Here is a 26294-nt window from a genome sequence, read left to right as displayed (position 1 = left end):
CGATAAGGTTGGCATTTGATGATGCGACGATCACATCATGATTAACACTCTCTATCTAAACGATATCTCAAGCAATTAGAACCAAGTTTCCATCTGCAGTGCAAACAGAACCTCGCCGCCCTCTCCCATCGTTGCAGCATCTGCTTCAGTGCTGATCGAGTAACCATTCAGGTCTTCACTCCAATCCACATAGCTCACAGCGAAACGCAATTCTGGTCGGTCAAAAAAGCCAGTGCTGGTTGAAAGCTTCAGTGTTGGTGCAACTGTCGCTTTGTAGAAACCGCCGCTCGCTTGCTCGGTCGCGTTGTCCAAATCCATGTACTGCAATGAACCTTCGTAAACCATCTCAAAGTTCTCAGTGAACTCTTGGGCTAATCGAACGTTTAAAGAAGCCCATGTGAATTTGTCATTCTTCTTCAGACGGTCTTGGCTATGCTCTGCCATTAATGCAGGTGCTAAGCGCCAGTTGTCGCCAATGCGAGTGACACCGTAGCTAAACAGGCGAACGGCTTTTGCATCATCCAGTAGATCACCATTTGAGCCGATGCCTTTTAGCTCTGCACCAAGGCCGCTACCCACTAACATACCCGTTTTAGAAAAGCCTTCGCTCACACCAAAGAAGTTGTCTCCATGGTACGCAAACATTGCGTGTACACCGTTTTCAGCTGCGCCATTTAAACGGCTATCGTTGTCTGCTGAGGTCATGCCGCTCAACATCACTTGCCATTGGCCAATACGGTTATTCATGGTTGCAATGTAGTTTTCTACGTCTGTTGATGAGCTATCAATTTCACCAAAATCTCGGCCATAAATAGAGAAATTCGCTTTCCAGTTGTCGCTCATCTGAACATCGTAAACGCCTGCACCAGTACCTGATAAGAAGACAATATCCGAGTCGAAAAAGTGAATATCAAAATTGTCGCGATCGAATCGTTTACCTGCCCAGAACGTTGCTTCAGAAAACGCTTCGGATTCAGAGAACATACTCAGGCGATTCAGCTCTGAATACACCTGTCGAACATTCAACTGGCTTTCGCTGGCAGTCCACTCGTTATTTGTCTCAGTACTATCGGCTAACATGATACGAAATAAGGCACTAGAGCCATCATCCGCAAAGCGCTTATGAATCAAGTTCGCTTCAACGTAATGATCATCTTCAACACCAAGGCGTCCAATTGGAGCACCAATGGCACCAGCCGCCGTCATGTAAGGTCCAGTGCCTGTCGCGCCGTTTAGGTCGTCGTTGATCAATAACCCAGAGCGAGCATAGCCGTGAAACTCAAACGAAGAAGCCTTTTCATTGGCCTCGGTGGAGACCTGCTCTGTTTGTGCAACCCTTTGTTCTAATTCATTAATACGTTGCTCTAATGCTGCAACGTCTTCACTTGCTAATACCGATGTAGTCATTAGCCCCATTGTTACAGCAACCGCTAAAGTGTGTAATTTCATTCTTATGTTCTCACGTTAATTGTTTTAGATTACTTGCAAACGTTCCCAAAATAATTCGTAAGCGCATTTAGGCCTATACTTTTGATGTACAAGCTCTATATCGAAGAAGAAATAGAAATCAGTCGTGTTGATTACTTCACTTTTTGTATCTGGGTGGATGATAGATCGATACTTTCGGGAACGTTACCGAAAATACATAATTCTGATAACTTTGTCACAAGTGAAATTGATTAATGGGCGAAAAATAGTGTCTCGCGCACATTAGCTATCTCAGAAAAATAGAGAGGAAATCCAGTACGATAATTAGGAAAGGCGCTAAAAAATGCAACAGGTTGGCTATAAAAATTAAAGCCTGAGAAGCGATTTTTCAGGCTTTAGAAAGGCGTTCGTTGGTAACAATAGGTCGTTTTTTGAAAAGTGTATGACATTAACTAACGTGACAGTTTATAGAAGAGTAAAGCGTTTAAAAGACTACTTCCTCTTGCCCTGCTCAACCAGTTTCTCATTCCATGCCGTATTGCCGTCGCGCTTGGAGACATCGTATTCTGCACAGAACTGGGATATGGTCATATTGTTGTCGCCAGTCGCCAATTTCAATGCCAACTGAACTTGTTGAAGCTTGCTTTGCAGACGCAGGATCTGACCTGCATTTGGGCTTTTTTCTTTGGCATACTTTAAGGCTGCATGTTTACGCTCTGCCGCGCCCGCCCTGCGATCCGCTTCTGATAACAGATATTTTAGTTGGGCTACACTTTTGCCCTTCTTGAAAGCGGGATCAAGTAGTTCAACGCATTCATCAAAAGATGGATCGATAACGTAGGGGTCAACTTTATGAGCTTGTTGACGCATCCACTCTAGTGCGAGTTTTTCATCTGACATAATTAAATCTTTACCAAAGAAATAGCCCTATATGGTATCGCCCAATAGCAAACCGCTGCAATAACAAATTGAATGAGTTCGTACCTTTCTAGTTTGAACCTAGTGGCAAAGACTAGCTGATCGCTAGAAAGCTGCATTGCGTACATATAGTTCAGTTGATAAACAAGTCGTCGAAAAACAAAAATGAGAAGAAGAGAAGATATGAAGGACATGACCCTTTCAGGACAAGATATCCAAGCGATGGATCAGCGTGAGCGTGCTCGTTTCATTAATTCCCTATCGGGATTCAAAAGCGCAAACCTTATTGGTACCTGTGATAAACAAGGGCTAGAAAATCTTGCTGTGGTGAGTTCTGTGGTTCATATGGGTTCGAATCCACCTTTGTTTGGCTTCATAGTCCGACCTGCAGAAAGTCGCCGCCACACATTAGAGAATATCCTAGAAACTCGACACTTCACCATTAACAGCATCGGCGCTGACTTTGTTCAAAAAGCGCATCAAACCTCGGCTCGTTATCCAAAGTCGACATCCGAATTCAAAGCTGTCGGGCTCACTCCTTACTATGACGACATTTTCCCCGCGCCGTTCGTATTAGAAAGTGCTCTTAAAATAGGCTTGGTTTTGAAAGAGCAGATATCAATAGAGAGCAATCAAACACAAATGTTGATTGGTGAAGTTATTACGATTCAAGCCCCCAAGCGTGTCATGATGCCCGATGGCTACCTTGATTTAGAAGCGTTAGATTTAGTCACAATCTCTGGGCTCGACAGCTACCATGTTACGCAAAGGCTGCATCGGTTAAGCTATGCTAAGCCAGACAAGTCTCTGTTTCCGCTGACACGAGAAGGCAGTCCAACTTCATGGGAGGCTTTTGAATTCAATCTAACTCATTTTGTTCTGTAATTGGCCGCGAAAAGTGCTAACTTTCTCTGCTTAACCCAGTTGTCCTACAACATGGCGACACGGCATTTAAACCCTGCACTTTGCACCCAATTCCAAGGACTGCTTTGAAGTTAACCCACTTTAAATACAAGACGCGCAAAGGCCCAGACTACCGACATGGCGACCAGGTGTCTTTTATGGACATTAAGCAGACTTTCGGTATGGGCAGCATTCGTGTGGGCGCTTGGGTCACCAAAGAAGAGAAAGAGCTGGCCGCCAATCTGATATTCGATTCGCTAGCAGACCTAGCTTACATCTTGGCTCTGCCACCAGAAGCGATTGGCCTGCGTGGCACATTAGGTTTGGCGTTCGGGAGTGGCGGCAGAAAAGGCGTGCAGGCACACTACGCGCCCAACCAACGTGAATTAGCACTCGCCAAGAACGCAGGAGCTGGCGCGCTCGCCCACGAATTTTGGCATGCGTTTGACCATTACATTGCTGAGAAAGCGTTTGAAATTAGTGATACCTCTGGCCCACGAAAACACACCTTATTTGCCACCGACTGTTGGCTACACGATCGAAAAGTACGGCCCCATCCATTAAACGAGAGTTTGATGTCTCTCTTCGATGCTACCCTGCTAAGCGACAACAACCTGGATAAACACGACTACGTGGCTCGAAGTGTCATTGCTGATAAAGCGACATCTGCACGCTACTTCTCACTGCCAACTGAGATGATGGCTCGCGCCTTTGAGTCCGCCATAGAATCCTGCTCAGATATCGAAAACTCGTATCTGGTCGATGGCACAACCAAACCAGATATGTTCCCTCTTTATCCTGATCTCGCACATCGAGAGGAAATCTACAATGCGATGCTGGGCTATTTTGCTCCGTTAGGACGATCTTTAAGTAAGTAGCCCCTTGCGCCAGTAACATTCTGGATAAACAAAGCGATGAATCATTTTGGACAGCACATGACCAAAGGTTCGAAAGCGTTTATAGTCGACACAAACTTCAACACACATGATATTAGAGGCAGTAATGATCAGTTGGCCATCTTTGGTAAAACTCGACGGTGATGATGAGCTTATTTACGTCGCATCCGAGAATGATTTTCAGGCAGAATGCTCAGACATAATCGTGGGCGAAGATGATTACCTCATCGATTCTGAAGGTGACAGCTACGCACTTCAATCGAGCTTAAATCAACTGTCTCTAGCGAAACGAGCACACCAGTATTCGGTTGAAAGCGTGACTAAACTGATTCGAAATCACGAGTTCCAAAAAGCCGAAGTGTGCCTAATGAAGATCCACTTCCTAACGATTGAAGAAGCGATTCAGTCGCTCACCTTTGAGCCTCGTTAATATTGGTTATTAATTCGAAACCTAAGTTCCAATCAGAACTTCCAAACAGTACAAACAAAAACAGCGCCAAATTAGGCGCTGTTTTTCGTTTATAGCCTCGCTAATACATTAAGCGATAAAAATCTGAGCCAGTGCGTAACCTAAGCAACATGCGCCGACGACACCGATTAAACCCACCGACATGAATGAATGGTTGAAGTACCACTTACCAATCTTGGTGGTGCCAGACACATCGAAGTTCACGGTTGCGATGTCTGATGGGTAGTTCGGGATAAAGAAGTAACCGTACACCGCTGGCATCAAGCCGATAAGCAGTGCTGGATCTAACCCTAAACCAAGGCCGACAGGTAACATCATACGTGCAGTCGCGGCTTGAGAATTCACCACAACCGATACGATGAATAGCGCTAGCGCGAACGTCCATGGGTAGTTGGTGACCATTTCCACGATGCCCGATTTGAACTGAGGCATTGCGTACTGGAAGTAAGTATCCGACATCCAAGCGATACCGAAGATAGCAATCGCCGCCACCATACCGGATTTGAATACCACGCCATTTGGCACATCACGCGGGTCAGTTTTGGTCGCCAATAAGATGATACCACCGAAGCAGAGCATCATCATTTGGATGATCACTGACATCTTGATTGGCTTGTCGCCGTCTACGATGGTTCTGATCTCAGGCACCATCGCCACAATAACAATCACGACAATTGAAAGTAGGAAAATCAAAACCGCATTACGAGCCGAAGTTGGCAACACTTCATCTAAAGACGTTGCTGTAGTGCTCTCGATACGCTTTTTCCACTCAGGATCTTTCAAGCGCGCTTGATAATCAGGATCGTCGTTCAGTTCTTTACCGCGTTTCAAGCTGTACAAAGATAACAAGAATGTACCGAACAATGTCGCAGGAACCGTAACCAACAGAATAGAAAGCAGAGTAATAGAGTGTTGGACATCTGAAAGTTGCGCAAGGTAATACACCACAGCAGCAGAAATTGGCGATGCCGTAATGGCCAATTGAGAGGCAACTGACGCCGCCGCCATTGGGCGCTCAGGACGAATACCGTTCTTTAGTGCTACATCACCAATGATAGGCATGATTGAGTAAACCGCATGGCCAGTACCTAACAGGAAAGTCATCGAGTAAGTAACAAACGGAGCTATCAAGGTAACGCGTTTCGGATTCTTCCTTAACACCCTTTCGGCTACTTGCAGCATGTATTTCAAGCCACCAGCCGCTTCAAGAATAGAAGCACAGGTAACAACCGCGAGGATAATCAGCATTACGGTGACAGGTGGAGACGTTGGTGGCATTTTGAAGACAAACACCTCAATAACCAAGCCAATACCAGAAACAACACCTAAGCCAATACCGCCATACCGGGACCCAATATAAAGTACAACTAATAAAAATAGAAACTCAAAGTACAACATAAGCAACCTTACGAAAAATATGGACTAGTACTATTTTCTCGGTAAGTTCAGCAATTTACTTATTGTTTGATCACACTCTTATTTCAGGCTCACGCTAATTGTTTTTTATAAGATAATGGTCACGCTAACAAGACTGTAAGTTTATGAATTGTAATAGTAATCTAGCCGATAGACCTATAGTTGTTATGTATGATAACCATTATTGTATCTGTTAGAACAACATGGCCTATAAAATGCCATATTCATAACTGAACGATATTATTTAAACTGAAATCAATCACATTCCAAGTCATTTAGTGGCATATTACATCGCCAACTCCTCTGATTATTACTCAACGCTGACTCGCCTATCCCTAGACACTATGTCAAAATAATCCCCCTGATGACGACAACACATAAAGAACCACGGATATGAATTTTCAAGCCGCTATTTTTGATATGGATGGACTGCTGCTCGACACTGAGCGGCTTTGTATGCAAATTTTTGAAGAAGCATGTCACGCGCAAGGTGTGCCATTTTTGCAGGATGTTTATCTAGGCATCATTGGTTGCAACGCAAAAACCATTGAACAGATCTTTAGAAATGGCTACGGTGAAAACCTAGACTACCCAGCACTGAATAACGAATGGCGCACGCGCTACAGTGCGATTGTTAAGCATCAAGCTATCCCTGTAAAAGATGGTGTGATTGAGCTGCTAGAGTGGCTAAAATCGAATAACATTCCAATCGCGGTGGCAACCTCTACTCAGCTCGATATCGCAAAGAAGAAGCTTGAGTTGGCTGGTCTAGATTCTTACTTCACCTCGTTAAGCACAGGCTGCGAAGTGACTCACGGTAAGCCTCACCCAGAGATTTACTTACTAGCGGCAGAACGCTTAGGTGTAGCTCCTGAAACCTGTCTCGCGTTTGAAGACTCAAACAACGGCATTCGCGCATCGATGGCGGCTAACATGATCAGCTTCCAGATCCCAGATTTAGTGGAGCCTTGCGAAGAAGTAAAAGCGCTTGGTCACACGATCAGCCCTTCTCTGCATGATGTGTTGGAGCAACTGCAACAGGCCGCAGCTTAAAAGCACGTCACATCAAATAAAGACCAATATTAAGCCGACTCACAGAGTCGGTTTATTTGTTGATATTGCTTTTATAAAAGATAAAAACTCGCGCTTGAAACTGTTAAAGTCGATGTGAAATAAATGCTAGGTGATAAACAACATTACTAACGTCTAAAGGTGGGGAAAGGGACGCGTGAACGAAAAAATTGAAGGCCAACTGCTTGATTTTGCACAGCAAGAAATGACACAAGATTCAGCGCACGACATCAGCCACATCAAGCGAGTAGTCAAAACTGCTAAGGCTTTATGTACTCAAGAACAGGCGAAGCTTGAGGTCGTTCTGCCTGCCGCTTACCTTCATGATTGTTTCACCTTTCCCAAGAACCACCCAGACAGAGCCCAAAGCTCACAAATGGCGGCAGACAAGGCGATCTCTTTCCTCAAATCTATCGACTATCCCGCACCCTATCTCGATGAGATCCATCACGCGATTGTCACGCACAGCTACAGCGCCAACATCACACCAGAAACCTTGGAAGCACAGATTGTTCAAGATGCTGATCGCCTAGACTCTCTCGGTGCGATTGGCATTGCTCGCTGCCTATACGTTGGCCAAAGTTTTAACGCAGATCTTTATAACCACGAAGACCCGTTCGCGAAGCAGCGTGACTTAGATGACAAGCATTACAGCGTCGACCATTTCTACGTGAAGCTGTTCAAGCTCGCTGAAACCATGAATACAGAATCAGCCAAATTAGAAGCCAACAAGCGCACCGACTACATGCGCGGTTTTCTTGATCAACTGGCCTCAGAGGTATAACACCTTGCGGCTTAAAACTATTTAGCTGTTTTGTTTAATTGATTTGAAGACAGTAAGTAGCTTAGGCTACTTTTCATCTGCAAGTTTGACCCCATATCATTAAGCATTGGCTACACAGATGTAATTTGGAACCTCCAATGACCCAAGAAAAATTCGACACTATTTATCAACGCGCAGCTCACCGTAAAGGCGGAGCGGCCGAGCTCGAAAAGATTGTTCGCGCGCCCCTTTCCCAAGCCGAGCTATCGCAAATCACCGACGACCGTTGGCTCGCCGCCTTTACCGAAAAGGTATTCCAGTGTGGTATTTCGTGGAATGTAGTGAGAAAGAAATGGCCGCAATTCGAAGAAGTGTTCTTTGAATTCGACATCGAAAAGATGCTGATGCTACCGAATGAAATGTGGGAGCAGAAAGCGCAAGACCCGCGCATTATTCGCCACCTGACTAAGGTGATGACTATCCCTGCCAATGCCACCATGATTCACAACGCCAAGCGTGAAGCGGATTCCTTCTCACAAATGGTTGCCGACTGGCCTTCAGAACGCATCACAGAACTTTGGGATTATCTGAAGAAACACGGCAAGCGATTAGGTGGTAATACTGGTGCCTACACTCTGCGCCAAATGGGTAAAGATACCTTCATCTTGTCATCGGACGTTGAAGCGCACCTACGCAGTACCGATGTGATCGATAGCGGTCGTAACACCAAGCGAGCACAAGTCGCGGCAAGTAAAGCTTTCAACGAGTGGCAGCAGCAATCAGGACGTAGCCTGAGCGAGATCAGCCAGATCGTGGCATACAGCTGTGGTGACAATCGAGTTTAGTTACGAAAACACCCTCGTATCGCTGTTACACAATCTCATGCTGCTCGATATGCACCTGTCTTTGTGCAAACTACATGTTATAAATCATTAACAAACCAGCGTGTATCGCACTTTCATTCAGTAGCATTGTATAGATAAATGTATACAATATAGAGTAACACTCATGAAATATACTCGAGCCACCCTCTTCGACTAAACAAGGGCCCTTATCTCTATGACAGCTCTCAAAAACTCTGTCTCCAAAGGTGTAAAAACGAAAGTAACCGGCCAAACTCAAGACGATGTTGTTTACTGCCATATCTTCGACGCGATATTAGAACAAAGGCTGCCACCGGCCACAAAACTAAGCGAAGAAGCGCTAGCAGATATCTTCAGTGTAAGCCGTACTATCATCCGTCGTGCCTTGCTACGTCTCTCGTTAGAGCAAGTTGTCGTGATCCGCCCTAACCGAGGTGCCGTGATTGCAGCCCCCACAGTAGACGAAGCCAAACAGATATTTAAAGCACGTGAAGTGATGGAGATAGCGATCACTGAACTTGCTGTGAAAAACGCGACCAAAACACAGATAGAAGAGTGCAGAAAGTTGGTCGCGAAAGAGAACTGCGCCTTCGACCAAGGCGACTATGGCTCTGGTTTACGATTGTCTGGTGAGTTCCACATTAAACTGGCAGAAATGGCAGAAAACGCACCTCTGCTCGCTTTCCAACGCAGTTTAGTGTCGCAAACATCACTGCTGATCGCTCAATACGAAACAGGTAACCACTCAAACTGTTCTCTAGACGAACACTCAGGGTTACTGGATGCGATTGAGTCTGGTAACGAACAACAAGCGGTAGAATTGATGCACGAGCACCTAAGCCACATTCGTTCTAAACTCAACCTAGACAGCAGTACGGCTTCTAGTGACCTGCATGTGGTGTTCTCTGATCTGCTTAAGAGCAAGTCATAGAAGATTCAACAAGCGATTAACAACTTTTGTTTACAAAACAGGAGAGAAGTAAGCCTCAACGTTTACTTCTCTTTTTTATACGTGAAACCCTCCTCCATCGTTAGAAATCATGCCTAACTTCCTTGTTCGCCTTGCTATTACTAGCCTGAGTAAGTCTATAGAAGCACATAGCACAGGAGCCCCACCTCAACAAAACATTCTATATTTTTGTATACATACTTAAAAATATATTCATCCCTCAAAACTTATAGAACTCAGCAAACCTCATATAAAACAAATAAATAAAACCCAAAATCAATTGTATACAATTTCACACCAAATGACTTTGTTGCATTTTTGTAAATAAATAGTTGACCAGGGGGTCAGGATGGATAATTATTGAGTTAGAAGTCAAAAAGAATACACATGGAAATATGTCGATTTACAAGGAGGTCTCTTGATTACTTTTTTGCTCAATCAGGAAATAAGATGTGAAGATAATCTGTCGCCGAATATGACAGTGCTCAACTACCTTCGTACCAAGGTTAATAAAACCGGTACAAAAGAAGGTTGTGGGTCGGGTGACTGTGGTGCATGTACGGTAGTTCTGGGTGAAGTGGTTGATGGACAACTGCAATACCGCTCGGTGAACTCTTGCCTGACGTTCGTTTCAGCGCTGCATGGAAAGCAACTGATCACAGTAGAAGATCTACAAAACCGAGATCGCTCTTTGCACCCAGTGCAGAAAGCAGTGGTGGATTTTCACGGTTCACAGTGTGGTTACTGCACACCTGGCTTCATCATGTCGATGTTTGCGCTAGGCAAGAACAAACCCGATGCGAGCAAAGAAGACGTCATGGAATCACTGGCGGGTAACCTATGTCGCTGTACGGGCTACCGACCAATTGTTGATGCTGCGATGTCGCTTTCAACAGACCAAACTTTGATCGACCAATTCGCTGAACTTGAACGCAATACCATCAAGAAGCTAGAAAATATTCAAGACACCGAGGCCAACTTACGCCTTGGTCACCTCACCGCTTTTTCCCCGAAAAGCACTGATGAGCTGGCCAAGCTTTTTCAAGCACATCCGAACGCTAAGCTGGTTGCTGGCGGCACGGATTTAGCACTGGAAGTGACTCAATTCCATCGTGAGATTGAAACGCTGATCAGCGTAAACCTAGTTGAAGACATGAAGGTATGTGAAGAGACCGACACCGATTTAATCATTGGTGCCAACCTACCTATCAGTGATTCTTACTCACTACTGAAAAAACACTACCCAGATTTTGGTGAACTGCTGCATCGCTTTGCGTCACTGCAAGTGCGTAACCAAGGCACCATCGGCGGTAACGTTGCCAATGCCTCACCTATCGGAGATACCCCTCCTCTGCTGATTGCTCTCGACGCGAAAATCAAACTTCGCTGCGGAGACGAGTCACGCACCATGCCGATTGAAGACTACTTCATCAGCTACAAAGTGACGGCGCAAAAAGAGAGTGAATTCATTGAACAGATCATCATTCCTAAACCAACTAACGATAGCTTCCGAGCTTACAAACTGTCTAAGCGTTTAGATGATGACATCTCTGCAGTGTGTGGTGCATTTGATATTCAAATCGAAGACGGCAAGGTGTCTTACGCTCGTATCGCCTTTGGCGGTATGGCTGCAACACCTAAGCGCGCGGCGCGTTGTGAAAATACGTTATTAGGCAAACCGTGGACAGACGCTAATATTAAGTTAGCAATGCAGGAACTGTATAACGACTTTGAGCCACTATCTGATTTCCGTGCAAGCCAAGAATATCGTTCATTGTCAGCAGCAAATATGTTGCGTCGTTACTTCATTGAACAGCAGAACAAAAACAACCAAATCGAAACAAGGGTAACGTCTTATGTCTAAATCAAATTCCTCTGTTCACAAGAGCAATGCGATGACCTACGAAGAGATGGTTACCATTGCGAAACAAGACCTAAAAACTGGCGTAGGTAAAAGCGTTAAACACGACAGCGCAGCCAAGCAAGTCACGGGTGAAGCGGTATACATTGATGACCGCCTAGAGTTCCCAAATCAGCTGCACGTATATGCACGCCTGAGCACTCAAGCACACGCCAACATCACCAAAATAGATTTATCACCGTGTTACGAATTTGAAGGCGTGGCAATTGCCATTCAAGCCAAAGACGTACCGGGTGAATTGGATATTGGTGCGATTCTTCCTGGTGACCCACTGCTTGCCGATGGCAAAGTAGAATACTACGGCCAACCTGTGATTGCCGTGGCAGCCAACGATTTAGAAACCGCGCGCAAAGCTGCACACGCTGCAATCATTGAATACGAAGAGCTTCCTGCAATTCTTGACGTAAAAGAAGCGCTAGAGAAAGAACACTTCGTCACAGAGAGCCACACTCAACAGCGTGGTGACTCTAAAGCAGCACTAGCAAAAGCAAAACACGTAATTTCTGGTGACCTAGAGATCGGTGGCCAAGAACACTTTTACCTAGAAACTCAAATCAGTAGCGTGATGCCAACTGAAGATGGCGGCATGATCGTGTACACCTCGACCCAAAACCCGACCGAAGTTCAAAAGTTGGTTGCGGAAGTGATTGGCGTACCGATGCACAAAGTCGTGATTGATATGCGTCGTATGGGTGGTGGTTTCGGTGGTAAAGAGACTCAAGCAGCCTCTCCAGCATGTATGGCCGCGGTGATTGCTCACCTCACCGGACGACCAACCAAAATGCGTCTGCTACGTAACGAAGACATGCAGCAAACTGGTAAACGCCACCCGTTCTACAACCAATATACGGTCGGTTTTGACGACAATGGTGTGATTCAAGGTGCCGACATTACCGTTGCAGGTAACTGTGGTTACTCGCCAGACTTATCAAGTTCTATCGTCGACCGCGCAATGTTCCACTCAGACAACGCCTATTATCTAGGTGATGCAACTGTAGTCGGTCATCGATGCAAAACCAACACCGCATCGAATACCGCTTATCGTGGCTTTGGTGGCCCGCAAGGCATGATGACCATTGAACACATCATGGACGAGATTGCGCGTTACCTGAAAAAAGATCCTTTGGAAGTACGTAAGGCGAACTACTACGGCGAAGAAGGCCGTAACGTGACCCATTACTACCAAACCGTTGAAGACAACTTTTTACCTGAGATAACCGAACAGCTTGAACGCAGCAGTGACTATCACGCACGTCGTAAAGAAATCGCTGAGTTCAACAAGCAGAGCCCTATCTTGAAGAAAGGCCTTGCGATCACACCAGTGAAATTCGGCATCTCGTTTACTGCGACTTTCTTGAACCAAGCAGGTGCGCTCATCCATATCTATACCGATGGCAGTATTCATTTGAATCACGGTGGTACGGAAATGGGGCAAGGCTTGAACATCAAAGTGGCACAAATCGTTGCACAGGAGTTCCAAGTCGATGTCGAACGTATCCAGATCACAGCTACAAACACAGACAAAGTTCCGAACACATCACCAACCGCAGCCTCATCGGGCGCCGACCTCAACGGTAAGGCCGCGCAAAACGCCGCAATAACCATTAAGCAGCGCCTGATCGACTTCGCTTCTTCGCACTTCAAAGTGTGGCCTGAAGAGGTGGTATTTAAGAACGGCATGGTGCAGATCCGCGATGAGATCATGACCTTCAACTCATTTGTTGAACTGGCTTGGTTTAACCAAATCTCGCTATCGAGCACCGGTTTCTACCGCACTCCGAAGATCTATTACGATCACGAGAAAGCACGCGGTCGTCCGTTCTACTACTACGCGTATGGTGCCTCTTGCTCAGAAGTTATCATCGATACCCTAACCGGCGAAAACAAGATTCTGCGTGTTGATATTTTGCATGACGTGGGCGCTTCACTGAACCCTGCGATTGATATCGGCCAAGTCGAAGGTGGCTTTGTGCAAGGTGTCGGTTGGTTAACCACGGAAGAGTTGGTTTGGAACCAACAAGGCCGCTTAATGACCAATGGCCCGGCAAGTTACAAGATCCCTGCGATTGCCGATATGCCAATTGATTTCAGAACGCACCTTTTAGAAAACCGCAGCAACCCAGAAGACACCGTCTTCAACTCGAAAGCCGTGGGTGAGCCCCCTTTCATGTTGGGTATGTCGGTATGGAGCGCACTGAAAGACGCAATAAGCTATGTAGCTGTTGATGGCGCGATTCCTAAGCTCAACACACCTGCAACGCCAGAGCGCATTCTGATGGCGATTCAGGAAGTCACTGAAACCGCTCCGACTTCGGTCGATGCACAATCAGAAACGGCTTAGGGCTCATATCGATCGTTTAGCTTGGGAAGCATAAAAAGGGATTTAGGAGGACATATGTTTAAGGATAATTGGATTCACGAACTGGCAAAACTGGAAGAGAACTACGAACCGTGTGTGATGGTGACGGTTCTTGAAGACAGAGGTTCCGTTCCACGCGATGCGGGTACCAAGATGCTTGTCACTCGTGACCGAATCATCGCTACGATTGGTGGTGGTCACCTTGAACATGTGGCCACTAAAATGGCTCGCGAGATGCTGATTGCCAGCGAAAAATCACTCAAAGTAGAACGCTTCAACCTAGGTGCTCGTCTAGGCCAATGTTGTGGCGGAATGGCGACGTTAAGCTTTGAGCCGATTGGCACTCAGCAGAATCAGCTTGTGCTGTTTGGCGCTGGCCACGTTGCCAAAGCGCTGCTGCACATTGTCGCGACCCTGCCCTTCCGTGTGACCTGGATTGATGAACGCGAAGAAGTGTTCCCTGAAACGCTGCCACACGGTGTGAAGAAGCTTATCTCAGACGACCCAGTCGGTGAAGTAAAACACATGCCGCCGAACAGCTATTACCTAGTGATGACCCATAACCACCAGCTCGATTTCGACCTAACCAAAGCCATTATCGACCGTGAAGACAGTCGTTACTTTGGCATGATTGGATCGATCACTAAGCGCAAGAAGTTCGATTTCCGCTTAGAGCAACGTGGTTACAGCCAAGAACAGATAGAAACTATGCTTTGCCCGATTGGCATTAGTGCGGTGAATGGCAAACATCCCGCTGAAATTGCGGTATCGGTTGCGGGTGAACTGATCGCACACTATCAAGGCCAAGCCCTTGAACAAAAGCGCCCAACCAAACAATATCGAAATCAGGATTTGACCGATCAACACAGTCAACCAAGCGACGTAGGCGAACCACCATTGGAAGAGAAGATCGCCTAACACAAGTCGCAAAGCTTTAGCGGCCATAACGTCGCTGAAGTCATTAAAAGGAAGTAAACATGACAACGCAACGCAAAGCCTATCGCGCCAGCATTTTACACAGCGTCGCCGACCCAAAAGACGTCGGTATCGATGAGTCTTACGACTATTTTGAAGATGGTGTTTTAGTGGTTGAGAACGGCCATGTCGTCGACTTAGGTCATGCCGACGAGGTATTGGCTCGCCAACCCAAAACACTCGAAGTAAAAGAATACAAAAACAAGCTGATCACCTCTGGCTTTATTGATACGCACATCCATTACCCTCAAACAGGGATGATCGCGTCTTACGGTGAGCAGCTTCTTGATTGGTTAGAGAACTACACCTTCCCAGAAGAAAAGCGCTTTAAAAACCCCGTCTACGCACAAAAAGTAGCCAAGCTGTTTCTTGACGAACTAGCCAGCAATGGGACAACTACAGCACTCGTATTCGGCACGGTACACAAAGAGTCGGTAAATGTATTCTTTGAAGAAGCTGAGAAGCGTAATCTACGTATGATTGCGGGCAAGGTTTTAATGGATCGCAATGCGCCTGATTACCTCACCGACACACCAGAATCTGGCTACGCAGACTCCAAGGAACTGATTGAGAAATGGCATAACCGCAGCCGTTTGCTTTACGCGGTGACACCTCGTTTTGCGCCAACCAGTACTCCAGAGCAACTTGCTACTGTCGGTAAACTGCTAGAAGAATATCCAGACGTGTACATGCACACTCACCTTTCTGAAAATGAGAAAGAGATCGAGTGGGTGAAATCGCTGTTCCCAGAGCGCGACAGTTATCTCGATGTCTATGACCATTACGGACTACTTCATAAGCGTTCGGTATTTGCTCATGGTATTCACCTATCAGATTGTGAATGTAAACGCCTAGCGGATACCGATTCGGCAATCGCATTTTGCCCAACCTCTAACCTTTTCTTAGGCTCTGGTCTGTTCCGATTACCTGAGATGGAAGAGCACGGTATTCGTGTCGGCGTGGGTACTGATGTTGGCGCAGGCACCAGCTTCTCAATTCTTCAAACCATGAGTGAAGCGTATAAGATCATGCAGTTACAGCATAAGAAGCTGCACCCGGCTAAGTCACTGTTCTTGGCAACACTAGGCGGTGCTCGCTCGCTGCATTTAGAAGACAAGATTGGTAACTTGGAAGTCGGAAAAGAAGCGGATTTCGTGGTGTTGGATCTACACGCAACTCAGCTGATGCGCTTTAGAATGGAACAAGCCACCAAGCTTGAAGAGAAGCTGTTTGTACTGATGAGTTTGGGTGACGACAGAACCGTTAGCGAGACTTACATCTATGGCGAAAAGGCCTACGATGTGAATTTCAAAGATTACCAAAAGCTTGTTAGTTAAGCTTAAAACCGAGTAACAATCGCTAGACAGCGACAGCCGTCGTTAATTAGAAATCCGTCCAGATTTATCTAGCCTTTAAAGACCAGTTGCCGATGCCACTGGTCTTTTTTGTACTTCATTCAAAGAAATATAAATTAACCGCTCACAGACAACGATCTTCGGTGACGCCAAGTCATTATATTGATAGGTTAATGTTTATACATATCGACTTTATGCTTCACTTTAGCGTCTCTCTAAAACATTCGTTTCTCAGCTAAATGGAAGCACTCAATCTAGAAAGGAATTCTATGTTCGAACAGGTCGTCAGCATTCTGTTTCCCGTTTTTGCTTTAGCCAGTGCTGGCTTTGCGGTAGGTCGTTGGCTCAAGCCCGATTTCAAACCGATCAATCGCATTAACATGGATGTGTGTATTCCTGCGCTAGTGTTTGCATCGCTGACCACCATGCCTCTCGACACCGAACAACTGCCACTCATCACCGCTTCTTTGGTTGCGGTGTTGGTGCCTGCTTTATTGATGATTCCTATCTGTAAGATATTTAAACTCAACTTCAAAGCTTGGGCTCCGCCACACATGTTCCGCAACAGTGGTAACCTTGCGATTCCTCTATTCACGTATACCTTTGGTGAGAGCGCATTAGCCCCTGCAGTACTGCTGTTTGTGGTGTCGGCTTGCGTGCACATTAGTGTTGGTTTAGCACTGCTGAGTGAAGGTAACCCGATCAAACAGATCCTCAAAATGCCGATATTCTTAGCCGCTGCGTTGGCGATGACGCTAAACCTATCTGGTATTGCAGTATGGAATCCAATCTACGAAGCCACCTCACTACTCGGCCAAGCAGCCGTGCCTATCATGCTGTTGTCACTGGGTTCGCAAATGGTGAACTTGAAGCTAAGTGGATTAAAAGTTGGCTTGCTGTGTACGGCTCAATCGCTGTTCACAGGGGCCATCGCCTTTGCCATCATCTATTTCTTTATCCCGCTGCCTACGCTGCATCTTCAGATGATGGTGCTGTTTACCATGCTGCCACCTGCCGTGATGAACTACCTGTTCGCAGAAAGGTTCAATGTCGAGCCGCCCAAGGTCGCATCTATGGTGTTGTTCGGCAACTTCCTGAGCGTGGTTACCTTGCCGATCTTGCTGTCCTTCGCGCTGTCTATGTCGTCTTAAAGAATCGCGAACCTTCAGGTTTACAACCTTTAAAACTTAGCCAATCAATAAAAAGGGAGCGCAACTTAGCAAAGTTGAGGCTCCCTATTAAGAATATATTTATTGTTTCTCTACACTGTGGGTCTCTCCGCAAGCACCTCTTTAAATGCGAACATGCCATTTAACGCTGCAGGGAAACCCGCATACACCGACATCTGCAATATCACTTCTTTGATCTCTTCCTTGCTGCATCCGACGTTGAGTGCCGCATTCAAATGCACCTTAAGCTGAGGCGCACAATTGCCAAGTGCAGTGAGAGCTGCCACGGTCGCAATCTCTCGCGATTTCAAATCCAAACCGGTGCGCGAATAGATGTCACCAAAGGGATACTCGATAGTATATTTGGCAAGATCAGGACAGATATCTTGCAGGCTTTCGATAACCTGTTGCCCTGCTTCTCCGTCGATATGATTAAGCCTTTCTAAGCCAATGTCGAAACGCGATTGATTCATAGGTTTGCTCCTTTTTGTGATTTACAGGAACACCTTACAAGTTAGAGTCGACTCTAAGTCAACGGACTTTTCCATCTCGATACAAACTAATTTTTTGCTCTAGCGCAGCCAGATGCTTTTGCTGCTCTTCAATATGGGAACACAAATTTTGTTGATGCTGTTCCAGCAACGCTTGCCGCTGAGAAGTCGAATCTGGCCCTAACTCCCTCAACTTTGCGTATTCTAAAATCTCATCCAGTGGCATTGCGGTGTCTTTTAGACGCTTCACAAACTCAATCCAGGTAACGTCCTTCGATGTATAGACTCGATGGCCGCTACTGTTTCGCTGAACATTTTTCAACAAGCCGATTTTTTCATAGTAGCGAAGCGTATGGGCTGACAAACCCACCAACCGAGAAAACTCACTCACATTCATTACTTCACCTTTTCTATCTGGGTATAAGTACTAGGAACTCAAACTATCCGCACTTATCTAATTTGAGCTCTGCGGTCACTTTCGTCAAACGCAAAGCAATAGCAAAACACACTAAGTAAGGACTCACATACCAGAAGAGGCTTTCTAATGGCTGCTTCACCTGCGCTTCTCTGGTTTTTATGTATTGGTTTTTCTGCTTCTCATACTGACTCAACATACCATCCACCCACACTGCATCGTTTTCCACCAACGATACGCTAGGCGCAGGAACCGTAAAGTCGGCGGCGTTGGGCAACAGAGTGAAATCCACATTTTTAAACGTAATGGCCGTGTTCAAATACCACAAACACGCTTCATGATGCTGACCATGAGTGTCTAAAGACGGCTGACCGGTACACATATCACTTCTTAATTTATCCAAAGAGAACTGCTGAATCGACTCTAAAATAGTGACCGCTCTAGTTTGTTCAGTCTCAACCCAATCACCCGCCACCGATGCACGAATTTCAGAAACCGCACCCAGCATGCCGATACCCGCCAACAGCGGCCATAAATAATCCATAAGCTTCCATTTGCGTCGGCTCAAGTTGAACCCACACCAAATTGGAATATGTAAGATGAGCGTTAGCCCTAGTGATAGCAAAACGAAATTAAAGGAGCTAGAGAGCATGAGTTCGCTATCAAAGAAGTTCTTCATAATGAGAGACTTGCCTGTATAACAAAGAGAAATTTGATACTAGGTTCGATATTAGAAAAGAGTGTAAGAGGAAAGTAAAAACAGCACCAAGAATTGGCGTGGCGCCTTGCGCTGTATCTCGAGGTCACCTACCACTACCAAATAGAATCATCAGTGTTGGTAAATTTAGACCCAACAACATTAAACAGACATGCATACTCATTCAATCGATAAAATGATATTTATAAATTCATATTGTCCAAAAACAAAAAGCCCCGGTTATAGGAACCGGGGAAACAGGGTGGGATGAGTTTGGCGCGTGCCCGTAAACCAAACTCTCCCCAAGCCTCACCTAAGACTCATGCTCTTAGGTAAAGGATTCACATCATTATTGGAGCGTAGCGCCTTGTTCTACCCAAGTGCCGATGAGTGCGCGTTCTTCGTCGGTCATTTGAGTCATGTTACCAAGCGGCATCACCTTGGTTGTGACGGTTTGAGCAACAATCCTTGGGACGTTGGCTTTAATCTCTTCTGGGGTATCAAACATCACACCGGCTGGCGCAGCAGCAAACGCGGCGTGGCTCGGGGTTGATGAGTGACACACAGAACAGCGCTCTTGAATGACTTTATTGATGGTTTCAAAGCTTACGCCTGCGCTAGCCGTTTGCATTGCGTGGTCTTCAGGTGCAGCTTGAGAACTAGTCGTTGAAACGGTGTCGTTTGCAGCAAGTTCTTCTGTCGCTAATTCAGTTGCACTGACTTGCACTTCTTGAACCACTGGCGCTTGTACAACCGGAGTCATCTGCTTTTTGGCGTAAGGCGAGGTAACAAACGCAAGCGTGATCATCCCTAATGCTGCTACTGGCACTGTCCATGCGAACTTCTGACTACCATGACGCGTGTTGAAATAGTGACGTACCAAGATGCTGAAGATCGCTAGGCCAGCAAGGATCAACCAGTTGTATTCCGAGCCATAAGTGCTTGGAAAGTGGTTACTGATCATGATGAACAGCACTGGCAGTGTCATGTAGTTATTATGACGAGAACGCAATAAACCCTTCGCTGGCAATGCCGGATCCGGTTCGCGCTTCTCTTCAATCGCTTTCACCAAGTTACGCTGCGCAGGCATGATTACGCGGAATACGTTACCCACCATGATGGTACCAATGATGGCACCCACGTGGATGTAAGCACCACGACCACTGAACACTTGAGTTAAGCCATAGGTAGCAGCGACCAGCAGCACAAACAGCACAACGCCAAGCAACACGGCCGTTTTACCCAATGGCGAATCACACAGTAAGTCGTAGATAAACCAACCGGCAACAAATGAACCAATACCAATCGCGATTGCGGTGGTTGAATCAAGGCCAGAACCCGGTGCAATCAGGTAAATTTCAGCGTTAAGGTAGTAAACCACACCCAGTAGACACACACCGGTGATCCACGTGAAGTAGGCTTCCCACTTGAACCAGTGCAGATGCTCTGGCATTTCTGGTGGCGCGAGTTTGTACTTCTCTAGGTGATAAATACCACCGCCGTGAATCGCCCATAAGTCGCCTGAAAGGCCAGTTTTAGGGTTAACTCGGTTAAGGTTGTTCTCTAACCAAACAAAGTAAAATGATGCGCCTATCCACGCAACACCAACAATCATGTGAATCCAGCGAATCGCTAAATTCAACCACTCTGTAATATGCGGATCCATAATAAACTCCTGTATCACAACACTTTAGCTAAGCATTGCTCTTCCTTATTGTCGTCCGTTGGCAGATCGTCCAAATGCAATGCCACTCGATCGTTGTCGAAATAAACTTCATCACAGTTGTGCCCTTCGCCGCCTCTATCGACGATCAAGAACTGGTCTTGATCGGTGAGGGCAAGAACAGGGTGATGCCACACCCCTTTGTGATAGTTCACTCCTTGACGGCCGTTACTCAAGAAGGCTCGACTCTGAGCTAGCGCTGGGTCATCGCCTTTTGGCGCCACAACAATTAAATAGGGTTGACCGAGTAATGGAATGAATGCCTGAGAGCCAAGTGGATGACGCTCTAACATTTTGATGGTCAGTGGGTAGCTTAACGGTGTGGCTTGGAAGATGCTGATGATGGCTTCTCCGTCTTGGTCTTGTACATCCGTTGTCGCTAGCTTGTGGTAGCGACGTGTTGATCCACTGTTGATCATGAAGAAATCACTATTATCGGACTCGATAACATCGCCAAACTCTGCAAAAGCCTGCTTGGTTAACGGTTCGATGGATAAACGACGTATTCCATTACTCATACTCATTTCCTTACCTATTTCGCTTTCGTACCAAACAAACGCAAACGGCTGATACCGCCATCTGGGAATATGTTTGCACGTACGTGGGTAATCGCACCAAGGTCGTTAACCTCAGAAATGAATTCGTGAATCTCGTGCGCTTGCAGCTTTTGTGCAGGCAACAGTTCACGCCAGAAGAGACTTTGTGTTTCTACTTGGTCGTCGGTACCGCCTTTCACGTAAGCCGCTTGAATTGAGCAGCTGTCTGGATAGTTACCTTTGAAGTGTGCCGTATCAACTATGATACGCTCGATGTTGCCAGGGTGGCCGAGTGCCACAATTACCCAGTCGTTACCCGGTGTACGACGACGCGCGGTTTCCCAACCATCACCCATGTTTTCACCGCGGCCTGGACCTAAAATGTTGGCTTTATTGCCGTAGTGTTCGTCACTACACGCCAACGCTCGACCACCGTGTTCAACGGCTGCTAGATCAACTTGTTGTTGAGAATCTATCGCGTCCCAATCAACACTTGGTCGGCCATAAACACGTAAGCGTGCAACACCGCCGTCTGGGTAGATGTTCAAACGTAGGTGCGTAAATACTTGGTCACTTTCGATTGCTTCAAGATGATGGTGATCACCTTGTAGTGCCATTGAAGGCAGGATTTCTTGCCACTCTGTTGAGTCTGTTGGCTCACCTTGTGGTGAATAACACGCGTCAATGGATGCCGAAGGTGGGAAGTTACCTGTGAAGAATGAAGTATCAATATCAACACCAGCAATGGTGCCAGCTAATCCAAGGCGAACCACGCAGTAGTCGTAACCTTCACCGCGTTTACGTCTACTTTCCCAGCCGTCCATCCACTTACCGTTGTCGTCGAAGAAGTCATCTTTCCACTCTGGTGCTGCATGGCTAAGCAGACGGCTTTTATCTGCAAAAAAATCGTCTGTTACGAAGATAGCTTCTGCGCCGAGTTTTTCGTCTGCAAGGTTTATGTATTGTTCAAATGTTTGGGTCATGTCCGTGTAATCCTATCCAATTAATCAAGTAATAATAAAATGAGAACTTAGTGGCTTATTCGCTTATAAAGCATGCTCTTAGCGCACTAAGACTGGACTGAGATAGCTGTTAACTCCGTTAACTTACATATCCCAGAGACGAAACATCGCGATCTTGTTGATCTCTTGAATCGCCGTAGCAAACTCAGTTTCACTATCATTTCCTAATCGCATCTCGAACGACTCAAGAATTTGGTAACGATTGGCTCCCTTCACCGCCATAATAAAAGGGAAATTGAAGCGACTTTTGTAGCTGTTGTTGTAAGAAGTGAATTTTTCAAATTCTTCGGCGCTGCACTTTTCAATGCCCGCCCCCGCTTGTTCTTTGGTCGACGACTCGGTAAGTTCGCCGTTTACTGCAGCTCGACCGGCTAAATCCGGGTGAGCATTGATCAAAGCCAACTGTTTGCCTTGGTCTGCACTTAACAAGGTCGATGCCATTTTTAAATGAAGATTCTCGATATGGTCATCTTCGGCATTCAAACCTTGGTCATAGACCGCTTCAGCAACCCATGGGCTGTGTTCGTAAACATCAGCAAAGTGCGCGACAAAAGTATCGCGGCTCATGGTTGTTGGTTGGCAAGATCGAAATTCAGTCACGTTAAGCCTCCTTGCTTCACTGCTACTTCCGCTGTTGATGGTTAGCGTTATTTGGATGGTATGGGTGGTGTTGGTGCCAGTGGTTGGCAATATCGATTCGACGACATAACCACACGCTGTCGTGCTGTTTTACGTAATCTAAAAAACGTCTCAATGCAGCAATACGACCGGGGCGACCAATCAGACGACAATGCAGCCCAACCGACATCATTTTCGGTGCGGTTTCGCCTTCCATATAAAGGGTGTCAAACGTGTCTTTTAGGTATTGGAAGAACTGCTCACCCGAGTTGAAGCCTTGCGCGGTTGAAAAGCGCATGTCGTTCACATCGAGTGTGTATGGGATCACCAATTGCGGATGGCCAGTCTCGGTGTGCCAATAAGGTAGGTCATCATCATAGGCATCAGAGTCGTAAAGAAAACCGCCCTCTTCAGCAACCAAGCGACGCGTATTTGGACCCGTTCGTCCTGTGTACCAACCTTGTGGGCGCTGACCCGTCACTTGTTGGATGATCTCAATCGCTTTGGTCATGTGATCGCGCTCTTCAGACTCATCAATGTATTGATAGTCGATCCAGCGATAACCGTGGCTACAGATTTCATGCCCCGCTTCGACCATAGCTTTGGCAACGTCTGGGTGACGCTCAATCGCCATTGCGACCGCAAAGACGGTCAGTGGGATTTCATATTCATCGAACAAGCGAAGAACACGCCATACACCCGCACGGCTGCCATATTCATAAATGGATTCCATGCTCATGTGACGTTCGCCTTTGATCGGCTGTGCTGACGGGATCTCTGAAAGAAAAGCTTCAGACTCGTCGTCTCCATGTAACAAACAACGCTCACCGCCCTCTTCATAGTTCAATACAAAAGAAACCGCGACGCGCGCATTACCTGGCCATTGAGGGTTTGGAGGGTTAGCTCCGTAACCGATCAAATTTCTTGAATAATCCTTATTCATCCAAGTACTCCTAACATAAGTGGTTGGCTTAGCCGCTCTTTCACTGGTTCATCAAAATGAATCAGTGAATGGATTTTCCAAAAACCGAGCAACCTTACCCCTGTACATTTATTGTATACAATTATTTATCTCAATGTAAAGATTTTGTTATTCAAGTTAATTTCTCTTATTTAAACCATTTAAAAACAACAGGTTAATAAAACCCAAGCTCACTAAAAAACGATAATAAAGATCTATAAAGTCAGAAAAAACGACAGATTAACCAACATTTTTATAACAATTAACTTTACTAATTGTGTACAGTTCGTACATAGTTAGTGATAACAAAGTGACCAGTTGCATTCTTTGCAAGGTCGAATTACACAGATAAACCACGGAACAGAGGAGCGCCAAAAGCGCTATTAAAGGACTATGGGAAGACTAACAACACACGTATTAGACACAACTCACGGCTTACCGGGTGCAGAGATCAAGGTAGAGCTTTATAAGGTCAATGAAGACTCAACAGAAAAGCTGGCGACTGTAGTCACTAACTCCGATGGCCGAACCGATGCACCGATACTGGCAGGGAATGATTTCCGACCGGGGAAATACCAATTGGTGTTTTACGTCGCTGATTACTACAGAAGCAAAGGCGTGGAGCTGGATGGCGTGCCCTTCCTAGATGATGTGGTTATTCGCTTTGGTCTAGATAATCCAGACGCGCATTATCACGTTCCTCTTCTCGTCTCGCCTTACAGTTTCTCAACCTATCGGGGCAGTTAGTCCCGTGACCTAGAACTTCGAACTAGGCTCAACCGACAAATATTGAACAGATTCACGTGTACACCCCAAAAGGTGTGCACCCACTAAACACGCTCATATAAAAATACTAACAACGTTATTAGTTAGAAGTTGATGACTAAACAACAGATAACTAAAGAAATAGCGGCTAGGAAAAAACCTTAAAACTTAATATTGAAATCTCGCTGTATTCAATAAATGGATCACAACATAAAAGGACTTGCTGACATGAGTGAGAGTAAAACAGAAATACTCAACCAAGATGCGAACAACGGAATTTTAGAGAAGTTTTTAAAATTAAGGCCCACGGAAGTAGCGTAAAAAATGAGTTAGTCGGCGGTGTCACTACCTTCGCAACCATGGCTTACATCATCTTCGTTAACCCACAAATCATGGCCGCTTCAGGCATGGATTCAGGTGCGGTATTCGTCGCAACCTGTATTGGTGCTGCGATCGGCTGTTTGTTAATGGGGCTATTTGCCAACTGGCCAGTTGGACTTGCACCGGGCATGGGTTTGAACGCCTTCTTCTCGTTCACTGTTGTGAGTGAAATGGGTTATAGCTGGGAAGTGGCACTGGGTGCGGTGTTTATCTCCGGTATTTTGTTTGTCGGGATGAGTTTTTACAAAGTACGCCAATGGATAATTGAAAGTATCCCAGTGAGTCTGCGTTATTCCATGACAGCGGGTGTTGGTTTGTTCTTGGGTCTGATTGGCTTAAAAACGGCAGGTATTGTAGTGGAAAATCCAGCAACATTGGTTTCTTTAGGTGACTTCACCAAACCTGAAGCGCTACTGGCCGCTATTGCTTTCCTCATTATTTCGGTTCTGAGTGAGCGCAAAGTATTTGGTGCAGTGTTAATTGGTATTTTGAGTGTGACTTTGGTCGGCATGATGCTTGGCTTAGTGCATTACAACGGTTTCTTTGCTGCGCCACCAAGTTTAGCGCCTACGTTCCTAAAAATGGACATTATGGGCGCTCTCGATGTTTCAATGATCAGCGTTATCTTGGCCTTCCTTTTTGTAAACATGTTCGATACCGCTGGTACTTTGATGGGCGTGGCTGAGCGTGCAAACCTAACCAATCCTGAAACGGGAAAAATTGAAGGCCTGAGCAAAGCGCTTAAAGCCGACAGTATCTCAAGTGTGGCAGGTGCGTGTGTGGGTTGTCCGCCAGTCACCAGTTATGTAGAAAGTGCCGCCGGTGTTGCAGCAGGCGCACGAACAGGCCTATCTGCGATTGTGGTTGGCGTATTGTTCTTAGCGGCGATTTTTCTATCACCACTTGCAGGCATGATCCCAGCTTACGCAACTTCTGGAGCACTCATCTATGTAGCGTTCGTGATGATGAGCAGCATGCAGCACATCGACTGGAAAGACTTCACAAACGGTGCTCCTGCTGCCATTACGGCGCTAATGATGCCCCTAACGTTCTCTATCGCCAATGGTATCGCACTGGGTTTCATTACCTACACAGTGCTGAAGCTGGCAACAGGTAAAACAAAAGACGTTTCAATTTCGATGTACTTCCTAGCGGCTATCTTCATCGCCAAGCTCGTATTCATCGGCTAATCACCAAACGTAACTATCGCTTGGCCTGCTCGCAGGCCGA

At 46.1% G+C, this 26294-nt stretch carries 24 protein-coding genes and 1 pseudogene; 14 read left to right on the top strand and 11 right to left on the bottom strand.

What is annotated here, in order from left to right:
• Positions 1-75 precede the first annotated feature (75 nt).
• Positions 76-1449: a carbohydrate porin gene (locus tag WR49_RS03410; RefSeq protein ID WP_046223063.1), complete on the bottom strand. Its 1374-nt coding sequence runs from the start codon at positions 1447-1449 to the stop codon at positions 76-78.
• Between the two features lie 471 nt (positions 1450-1920).
• Complete coding sequence (locus tag WR49_RS03405) at positions 1921-2328, bottom strand: hypothetical protein (protein WP_017054885.1); 408 nt, start codon at positions 2326-2328, stop codon at positions 1921-1923.
• 201 nt (positions 2329-2529) lie between these two features.
• Here WR49_RS03405 and WR49_RS03395 point away from each other — a divergent pair, with 201 nt between their 5' ends.
• The 3 genes from WR49_RS03395 to WR49_RS03385 all read left to right on the top strand — a co-directional run bounded on the left by WR49_RS03395 (position 2530) and on the right by WR49_RS03385 (position 4575).
• Positions 2530-3231 carry a flavin reductase family protein gene (locus WR49_RS03395; RefSeq protein ID WP_046223061.1) on the top strand — a complete coding sequence of 234 codons (702 nt, stop codon included), beginning with the start codon at positions 2530-2532 and terminating at the stop codon, positions 3229-3231.
• Positions 3232-3335: 104 nt separating this feature from the next.
• Positions 3336-4127 carry a CLCA_X family protein gene (locus WR49_RS03390; RefSeq protein ID WP_046223060.1) on the top strand — a complete coding sequence of 264 codons (792 nt, stop codon included), beginning with the start codon at positions 3336-3338 and terminating at the stop codon, positions 4125-4127.
• A gap of 124 nt (positions 4128-4251) precedes the next feature.
• Positions 4252-4575 carry a DUF4144 domain-containing protein gene (locus tag WR49_RS03385; RefSeq protein ID WP_046223059.1) on the top strand — a complete coding sequence of 108 codons (324 nt, stop codon included), beginning with the start codon at positions 4252-4254 and terminating at the stop codon, positions 4573-4575.
• Positions 4576-4683: 108 nt separating this feature from the next.
• Here the strand turns inward: WR49_RS03385 and WR49_RS03380 are convergent, their stop codons facing one another.
• On the bottom strand, positions 4684-6012 hold the full coding sequence (locus tag WR49_RS03380) for an anaerobic C4-dicarboxylate transporter (protein ID WP_046223058.1): 1329 nt from the start codon (positions 6010-6012) through the stop codon (positions 4684-4686).
• Positions 6013-6423: 411 nt separating this feature from the next.
• Between WR49_RS03380 and WR49_RS03375 the strand changes: the two genes are divergently transcribed.
• The 9 genes from WR49_RS03375 (at position 6424) to WR49_RS03335 (ending at position 17437) form a co-directional block, all read left to right on the top strand.
• On the top strand, positions 6424-7083 hold the full coding sequence (locus tag WR49_RS03375; protein WP_046223057.1) for an HAD family hydrolase: 660 nt from the start codon (positions 6424-6426) through the stop codon (positions 7081-7083).
• A gap of 175 nt (positions 7084-7258) precedes the next feature.
• Positions 7259-7885 (top strand): HD domain-containing protein, encoded by a 627-nt coding sequence (locus tag WR49_RS03370; RefSeq protein ID WP_046223056.1) that lies wholly within the window; start codon positions 7259-7261, stop codon positions 7883-7885.
• A 137-nt stretch (positions 7886-8022) separates the two neighbouring features.
• The gene (locus tag WR49_RS03365; protein WP_046223055.1) at positions 8023-8709 is read left to right on the top strand and encodes a DNA-3-methyladenine glycosylase I; all 687 of its coding nucleotides are present in this window, start codon (positions 8023-8025) and stop codon (positions 8707-8709) included.
• Between the two features lie 214 nt (positions 8710-8923).
• The gene (locus WR49_RS03360; protein WP_017054897.1) at positions 8924-9658 is read left to right on the top strand and encodes a GntR family transcriptional regulator; all 735 of its coding nucleotides are present in this window, start codon (positions 8924-8926) and stop codon (positions 9656-9658) included.
• Between the two features lie 436 nt (positions 9659-10094).
• The gene (gene xdhA / locus WR49_RS03355; RefSeq protein WP_046223054.1) at positions 10095-11540 is read left to right on the top strand and encodes a xanthine dehydrogenase small subunit; all 1446 of its coding nucleotides are present in this window, start codon (positions 10095-10097) and stop codon (positions 11538-11540) included.
• Positions 11533-13938 carry a xanthine dehydrogenase molybdopterin binding subunit gene (xdhB, locus tag WR49_RS03350; RefSeq protein ID WP_046223053.1) on the top strand — a complete coding sequence of 802 codons (2406 nt, stop codon included), beginning with the start codon at positions 11533-11535 and terminating at the stop codon, positions 13936-13938. Before xdhA ends, xdhB begins: the two co-directional genes overlap by 8 nt.
• A gap of 54 nt (positions 13939-13992) precedes the next feature.
• Entirely contained in the window at positions 13993-14874 is an 882-nt protein-coding gene (gene xdhC, locus WR49_RS03345) for a xanthine dehydrogenase accessory protein XdhC (protein ID WP_046223052.1), read from the top strand.
• Positions 14875-14933: 59 nt separating this feature from the next.
• Entirely contained in the window at positions 14934-16268 is a 1335-nt protein-coding gene (gene guaD, locus WR49_RS03340; RefSeq protein ID WP_046223051.1) for a guanine deaminase, read from the top strand.
• A gap of 287 nt (positions 16269-16555) precedes the next feature.
• The gene (locus tag WR49_RS03335; RefSeq protein ID WP_004732869.1) at positions 16556-17437 is read left to right on the top strand and encodes an AEC family transporter; all 882 of its coding nucleotides are present in this window, start codon (positions 16556-16558) and stop codon (positions 17435-17437) included.
• Between the two features lie 110 nt (positions 17438-17547).
• Here WR49_RS03335 and WR49_RS03330 read toward each other — a convergent pair whose 3' ends face one another.
• From WR49_RS03330 to puuE, 8 genes are all read right to left on the bottom strand, one after another.
• Positions 17548-17928, bottom strand: coding sequence for a carboxymuconolactone decarboxylase family protein (locus WR49_RS03330; RefSeq protein ID WP_046223050.1), 381 nt, complete (start codon positions 17926-17928; stop codon positions 17548-17550).
• A gap of 58 nt (positions 17929-17986) precedes the next feature.
• Positions 17987-18343, bottom strand: a complete 357-nt coding sequence (locus WR49_RS03325) for a MerR family transcriptional regulator (protein ID WP_017054904.1) — start codon at positions 18341-18343, stop codon at positions 17987-17989.
• A gap of 43 nt (positions 18344-18386) precedes the next feature.
• Positions 18387-18905, bottom strand: a complete 519-nt coding sequence (locus WR49_RS03320) for a hypothetical protein (RefSeq protein ID WP_017054905.1) — start codon at positions 18903-18905, stop codon at positions 18387-18389.
• 502 nt (positions 18906-19407) lie between these two features.
• Entirely contained in the window at positions 19408-20724 is a 1317-nt protein-coding gene (locus WR49_RS03315) for a urate hydroxylase PuuD (RefSeq protein WP_046223049.1), read from the bottom strand.
• A gap of 14 nt (positions 20725-20738) precedes the next feature.
• Entirely contained in the window at positions 20739-21299 is a 561-nt protein-coding gene (locus WR49_RS03310) for an ureidoglycolate lyase (RefSeq protein ID WP_017054907.1), read from the bottom strand.
• Positions 21300-21313: 14 nt separating this feature from the next.
• Positions 21314-22300, bottom strand: a complete 987-nt coding sequence (gene alc, locus WR49_RS03305; RefSeq protein ID WP_046223048.1) for an allantoicase — start codon at positions 22298-22300, stop codon at positions 21314-21316.
• Positions 22301-22423: 123 nt separating this feature from the next.
• The gene (uraD, locus tag WR49_RS03300; protein ID WP_046223047.1) at positions 22424-22939 is read right to left on the bottom strand and encodes a 2-oxo-4-hydroxy-4-carboxy-5-ureidoimidazoline decarboxylase; all 516 of its coding nucleotides are present in this window, start codon (positions 22937-22939) and stop codon (positions 22424-22426) included.
• Between the two features lie 22 nt (positions 22940-22961).
• Positions 22962-23900: an allantoinase PuuE gene (puuE, locus tag WR49_RS03295; protein WP_046223046.1), complete on the bottom strand. Its 939-nt coding sequence runs from the start codon at positions 23898-23900 to the stop codon at positions 22962-22964.
• 411 nt (positions 23901-24311) lie between these two features.
• Between puuE and uraH the strand changes: the two genes are divergently transcribed.
• Both uraH and WR49_RS03285 read left to right on the top strand, forming a co-directional pair.
• On the top strand, positions 24312-24665 hold the full coding sequence (gene uraH / locus WR49_RS03290; protein ID WP_046223045.1) for a hydroxyisourate hydrolase: 354 nt from the start codon (positions 24312-24314) through the stop codon (positions 24663-24665).
• 246 nt (positions 24666-24911) lie between these two features.
• Positions 24912-26254 (top strand): annotated as a pseudogene (locus WR49_RS03285) (NCS2 family permease).
• Positions 26255-26294 lie beyond the last annotated feature (40 nt).

The sequence above is a fragment of the Vibrio sp. ECSMB14106 genome (genome assembly GCF_000972265.1).
GTDB classification, from domain to species: Bacteria; Pseudomonadota; Gammaproteobacteria; order Enterobacterales; family Vibrionaceae; genus Vibrio; species Vibrio kanaloae.
Note: the sequence above shows the minus strand (reverse complement) of the source record. Positions and strands in the feature narration are given on the sequence as shown.

What these genes read in the sequence shown, in the direction of transcription:
- WR49_RS03410 (WP_046223063.1), bottom strand. Translation starts at nt 1,449, where the DNA reads ATGAAATTACACACTTTAGCGGTTGCTGTAACAATGGGGCTAATGACT.
- WR49_RS03405 (WP_017054885.1), bottom strand. Translation starts at nt 2,328, where the DNA reads ATGTCAGATGAAAAACTCGCACTAGAGTGGATGCGTCAACAAGCTCAT.
- WR49_RS03395 (WP_046223061.1), top strand. Translation starts at nt 2,530, where the DNA reads ATGAAGGACATGACCCTTTCAGGACAAGATATCCAAGCGATGGATCAG.
- WR49_RS03385 (WP_046223059.1), top strand. Translation starts at nt 4,252, where the DNA reads ATGATCAGTTGGCCATCTTTGGTAAAACTCGACGGTGATGATGAGCTT.
- WR49_RS03380 (WP_046223058.1), bottom strand. Translation starts at nt 6,012, where the DNA reads ATGTTGTACTTTGAGTTTCTATTTTTATTAGTTGTACTTTATATTGGG.
- WR49_RS03375 (WP_046223057.1), top strand. Translation starts at nt 6,424, where the DNA reads ATGAATTTTCAAGCCGCTATTTTTGATATGGATGGACTGCTGCTCGAC.
- WR49_RS03365 (WP_046223055.1), top strand. Translation starts at nt 8,023, where the DNA reads ATGACCCAAGAAAAATTCGACACTATTTATCAACGCGCAGCTCACCGT.
- WR49_RS03360 (WP_017054897.1), top strand. Translation starts at nt 8,924, where the DNA reads ATGACAGCTCTCAAAAACTCTGTCTCCAAAGGTGTAAAAACGAAAGTA.
- xdhB (WP_046223053.1), top strand. Translation starts at nt 11,533, where the DNA reads ATGTCTAAATCAAATTCCTCTGTTCACAAGAGCAATGCGATGACCTAC.
- xdhC (WP_046223052.1), top strand. Translation starts at nt 13,993, where the DNA reads ATGTTTAAGGATAATTGGATTCACGAACTGGCAAAACTGGAAGAGAAC.
- guaD (WP_046223051.1), top strand. Translation starts at nt 14,934, where the DNA reads ATGACAACGCAACGCAAAGCCTATCGCGCCAGCATTTTACACAGCGTC.
- WR49_RS03335 (WP_004732869.1), top strand. Translation starts at nt 16,556, where the DNA reads ATGTTCGAACAGGTCGTCAGCATTCTGTTTCCCGTTTTTGCTTTAGCC.
- WR49_RS03330 (WP_046223050.1), bottom strand. Translation starts at nt 17,928, where the DNA reads ATGAATCAATCGCGTTTCGACATTGGCTTAGAAAGGCTTAATCATATC.
- WR49_RS03325 (WP_017054904.1), bottom strand. Translation starts at nt 18,343, where the DNA reads ATGAATGTGAGTGAGTTTTCTCGGTTGGTGGGTTTGTCAGCCCATACG.
- WR49_RS03320 (WP_017054905.1), bottom strand. Translation starts at nt 18,905, where the DNA reads ATGGATTATTTATGGCCGCTGTTGGCGGGTATCGGCATGCTGGGTGCG.
- WR49_RS03315 (WP_046223049.1), bottom strand. Translation starts at nt 20,724, where the DNA reads ATGGATCCGCATATTACAGAGTGGTTGAATTTAGCGATTCGCTGGATT.
- WR49_RS03310 (WP_017054907.1), bottom strand. Translation starts at nt 21,299, where the DNA reads ATGAGTAATGGAATACGTCGTTTATCCATCGAACCGTTAACCAAGCAG.
- alc (WP_046223048.1), bottom strand. Translation starts at nt 22,300, where the DNA reads ATGACCCAAACATTTGAACAATACATAAACCTTGCAGACGAAAAACTC.
- puuE (WP_046223046.1), bottom strand. Translation starts at nt 23,900, where the DNA reads ATGAATAAGGATTATTCAAGAAATTTGATCGGTTACGGAGCTAACCCT.
- uraH (WP_046223045.1), top strand. Translation starts at nt 24,312, where the DNA reads ATGGGAAGACTAACAACACACGTATTAGACACAACTCACGGCTTACCG.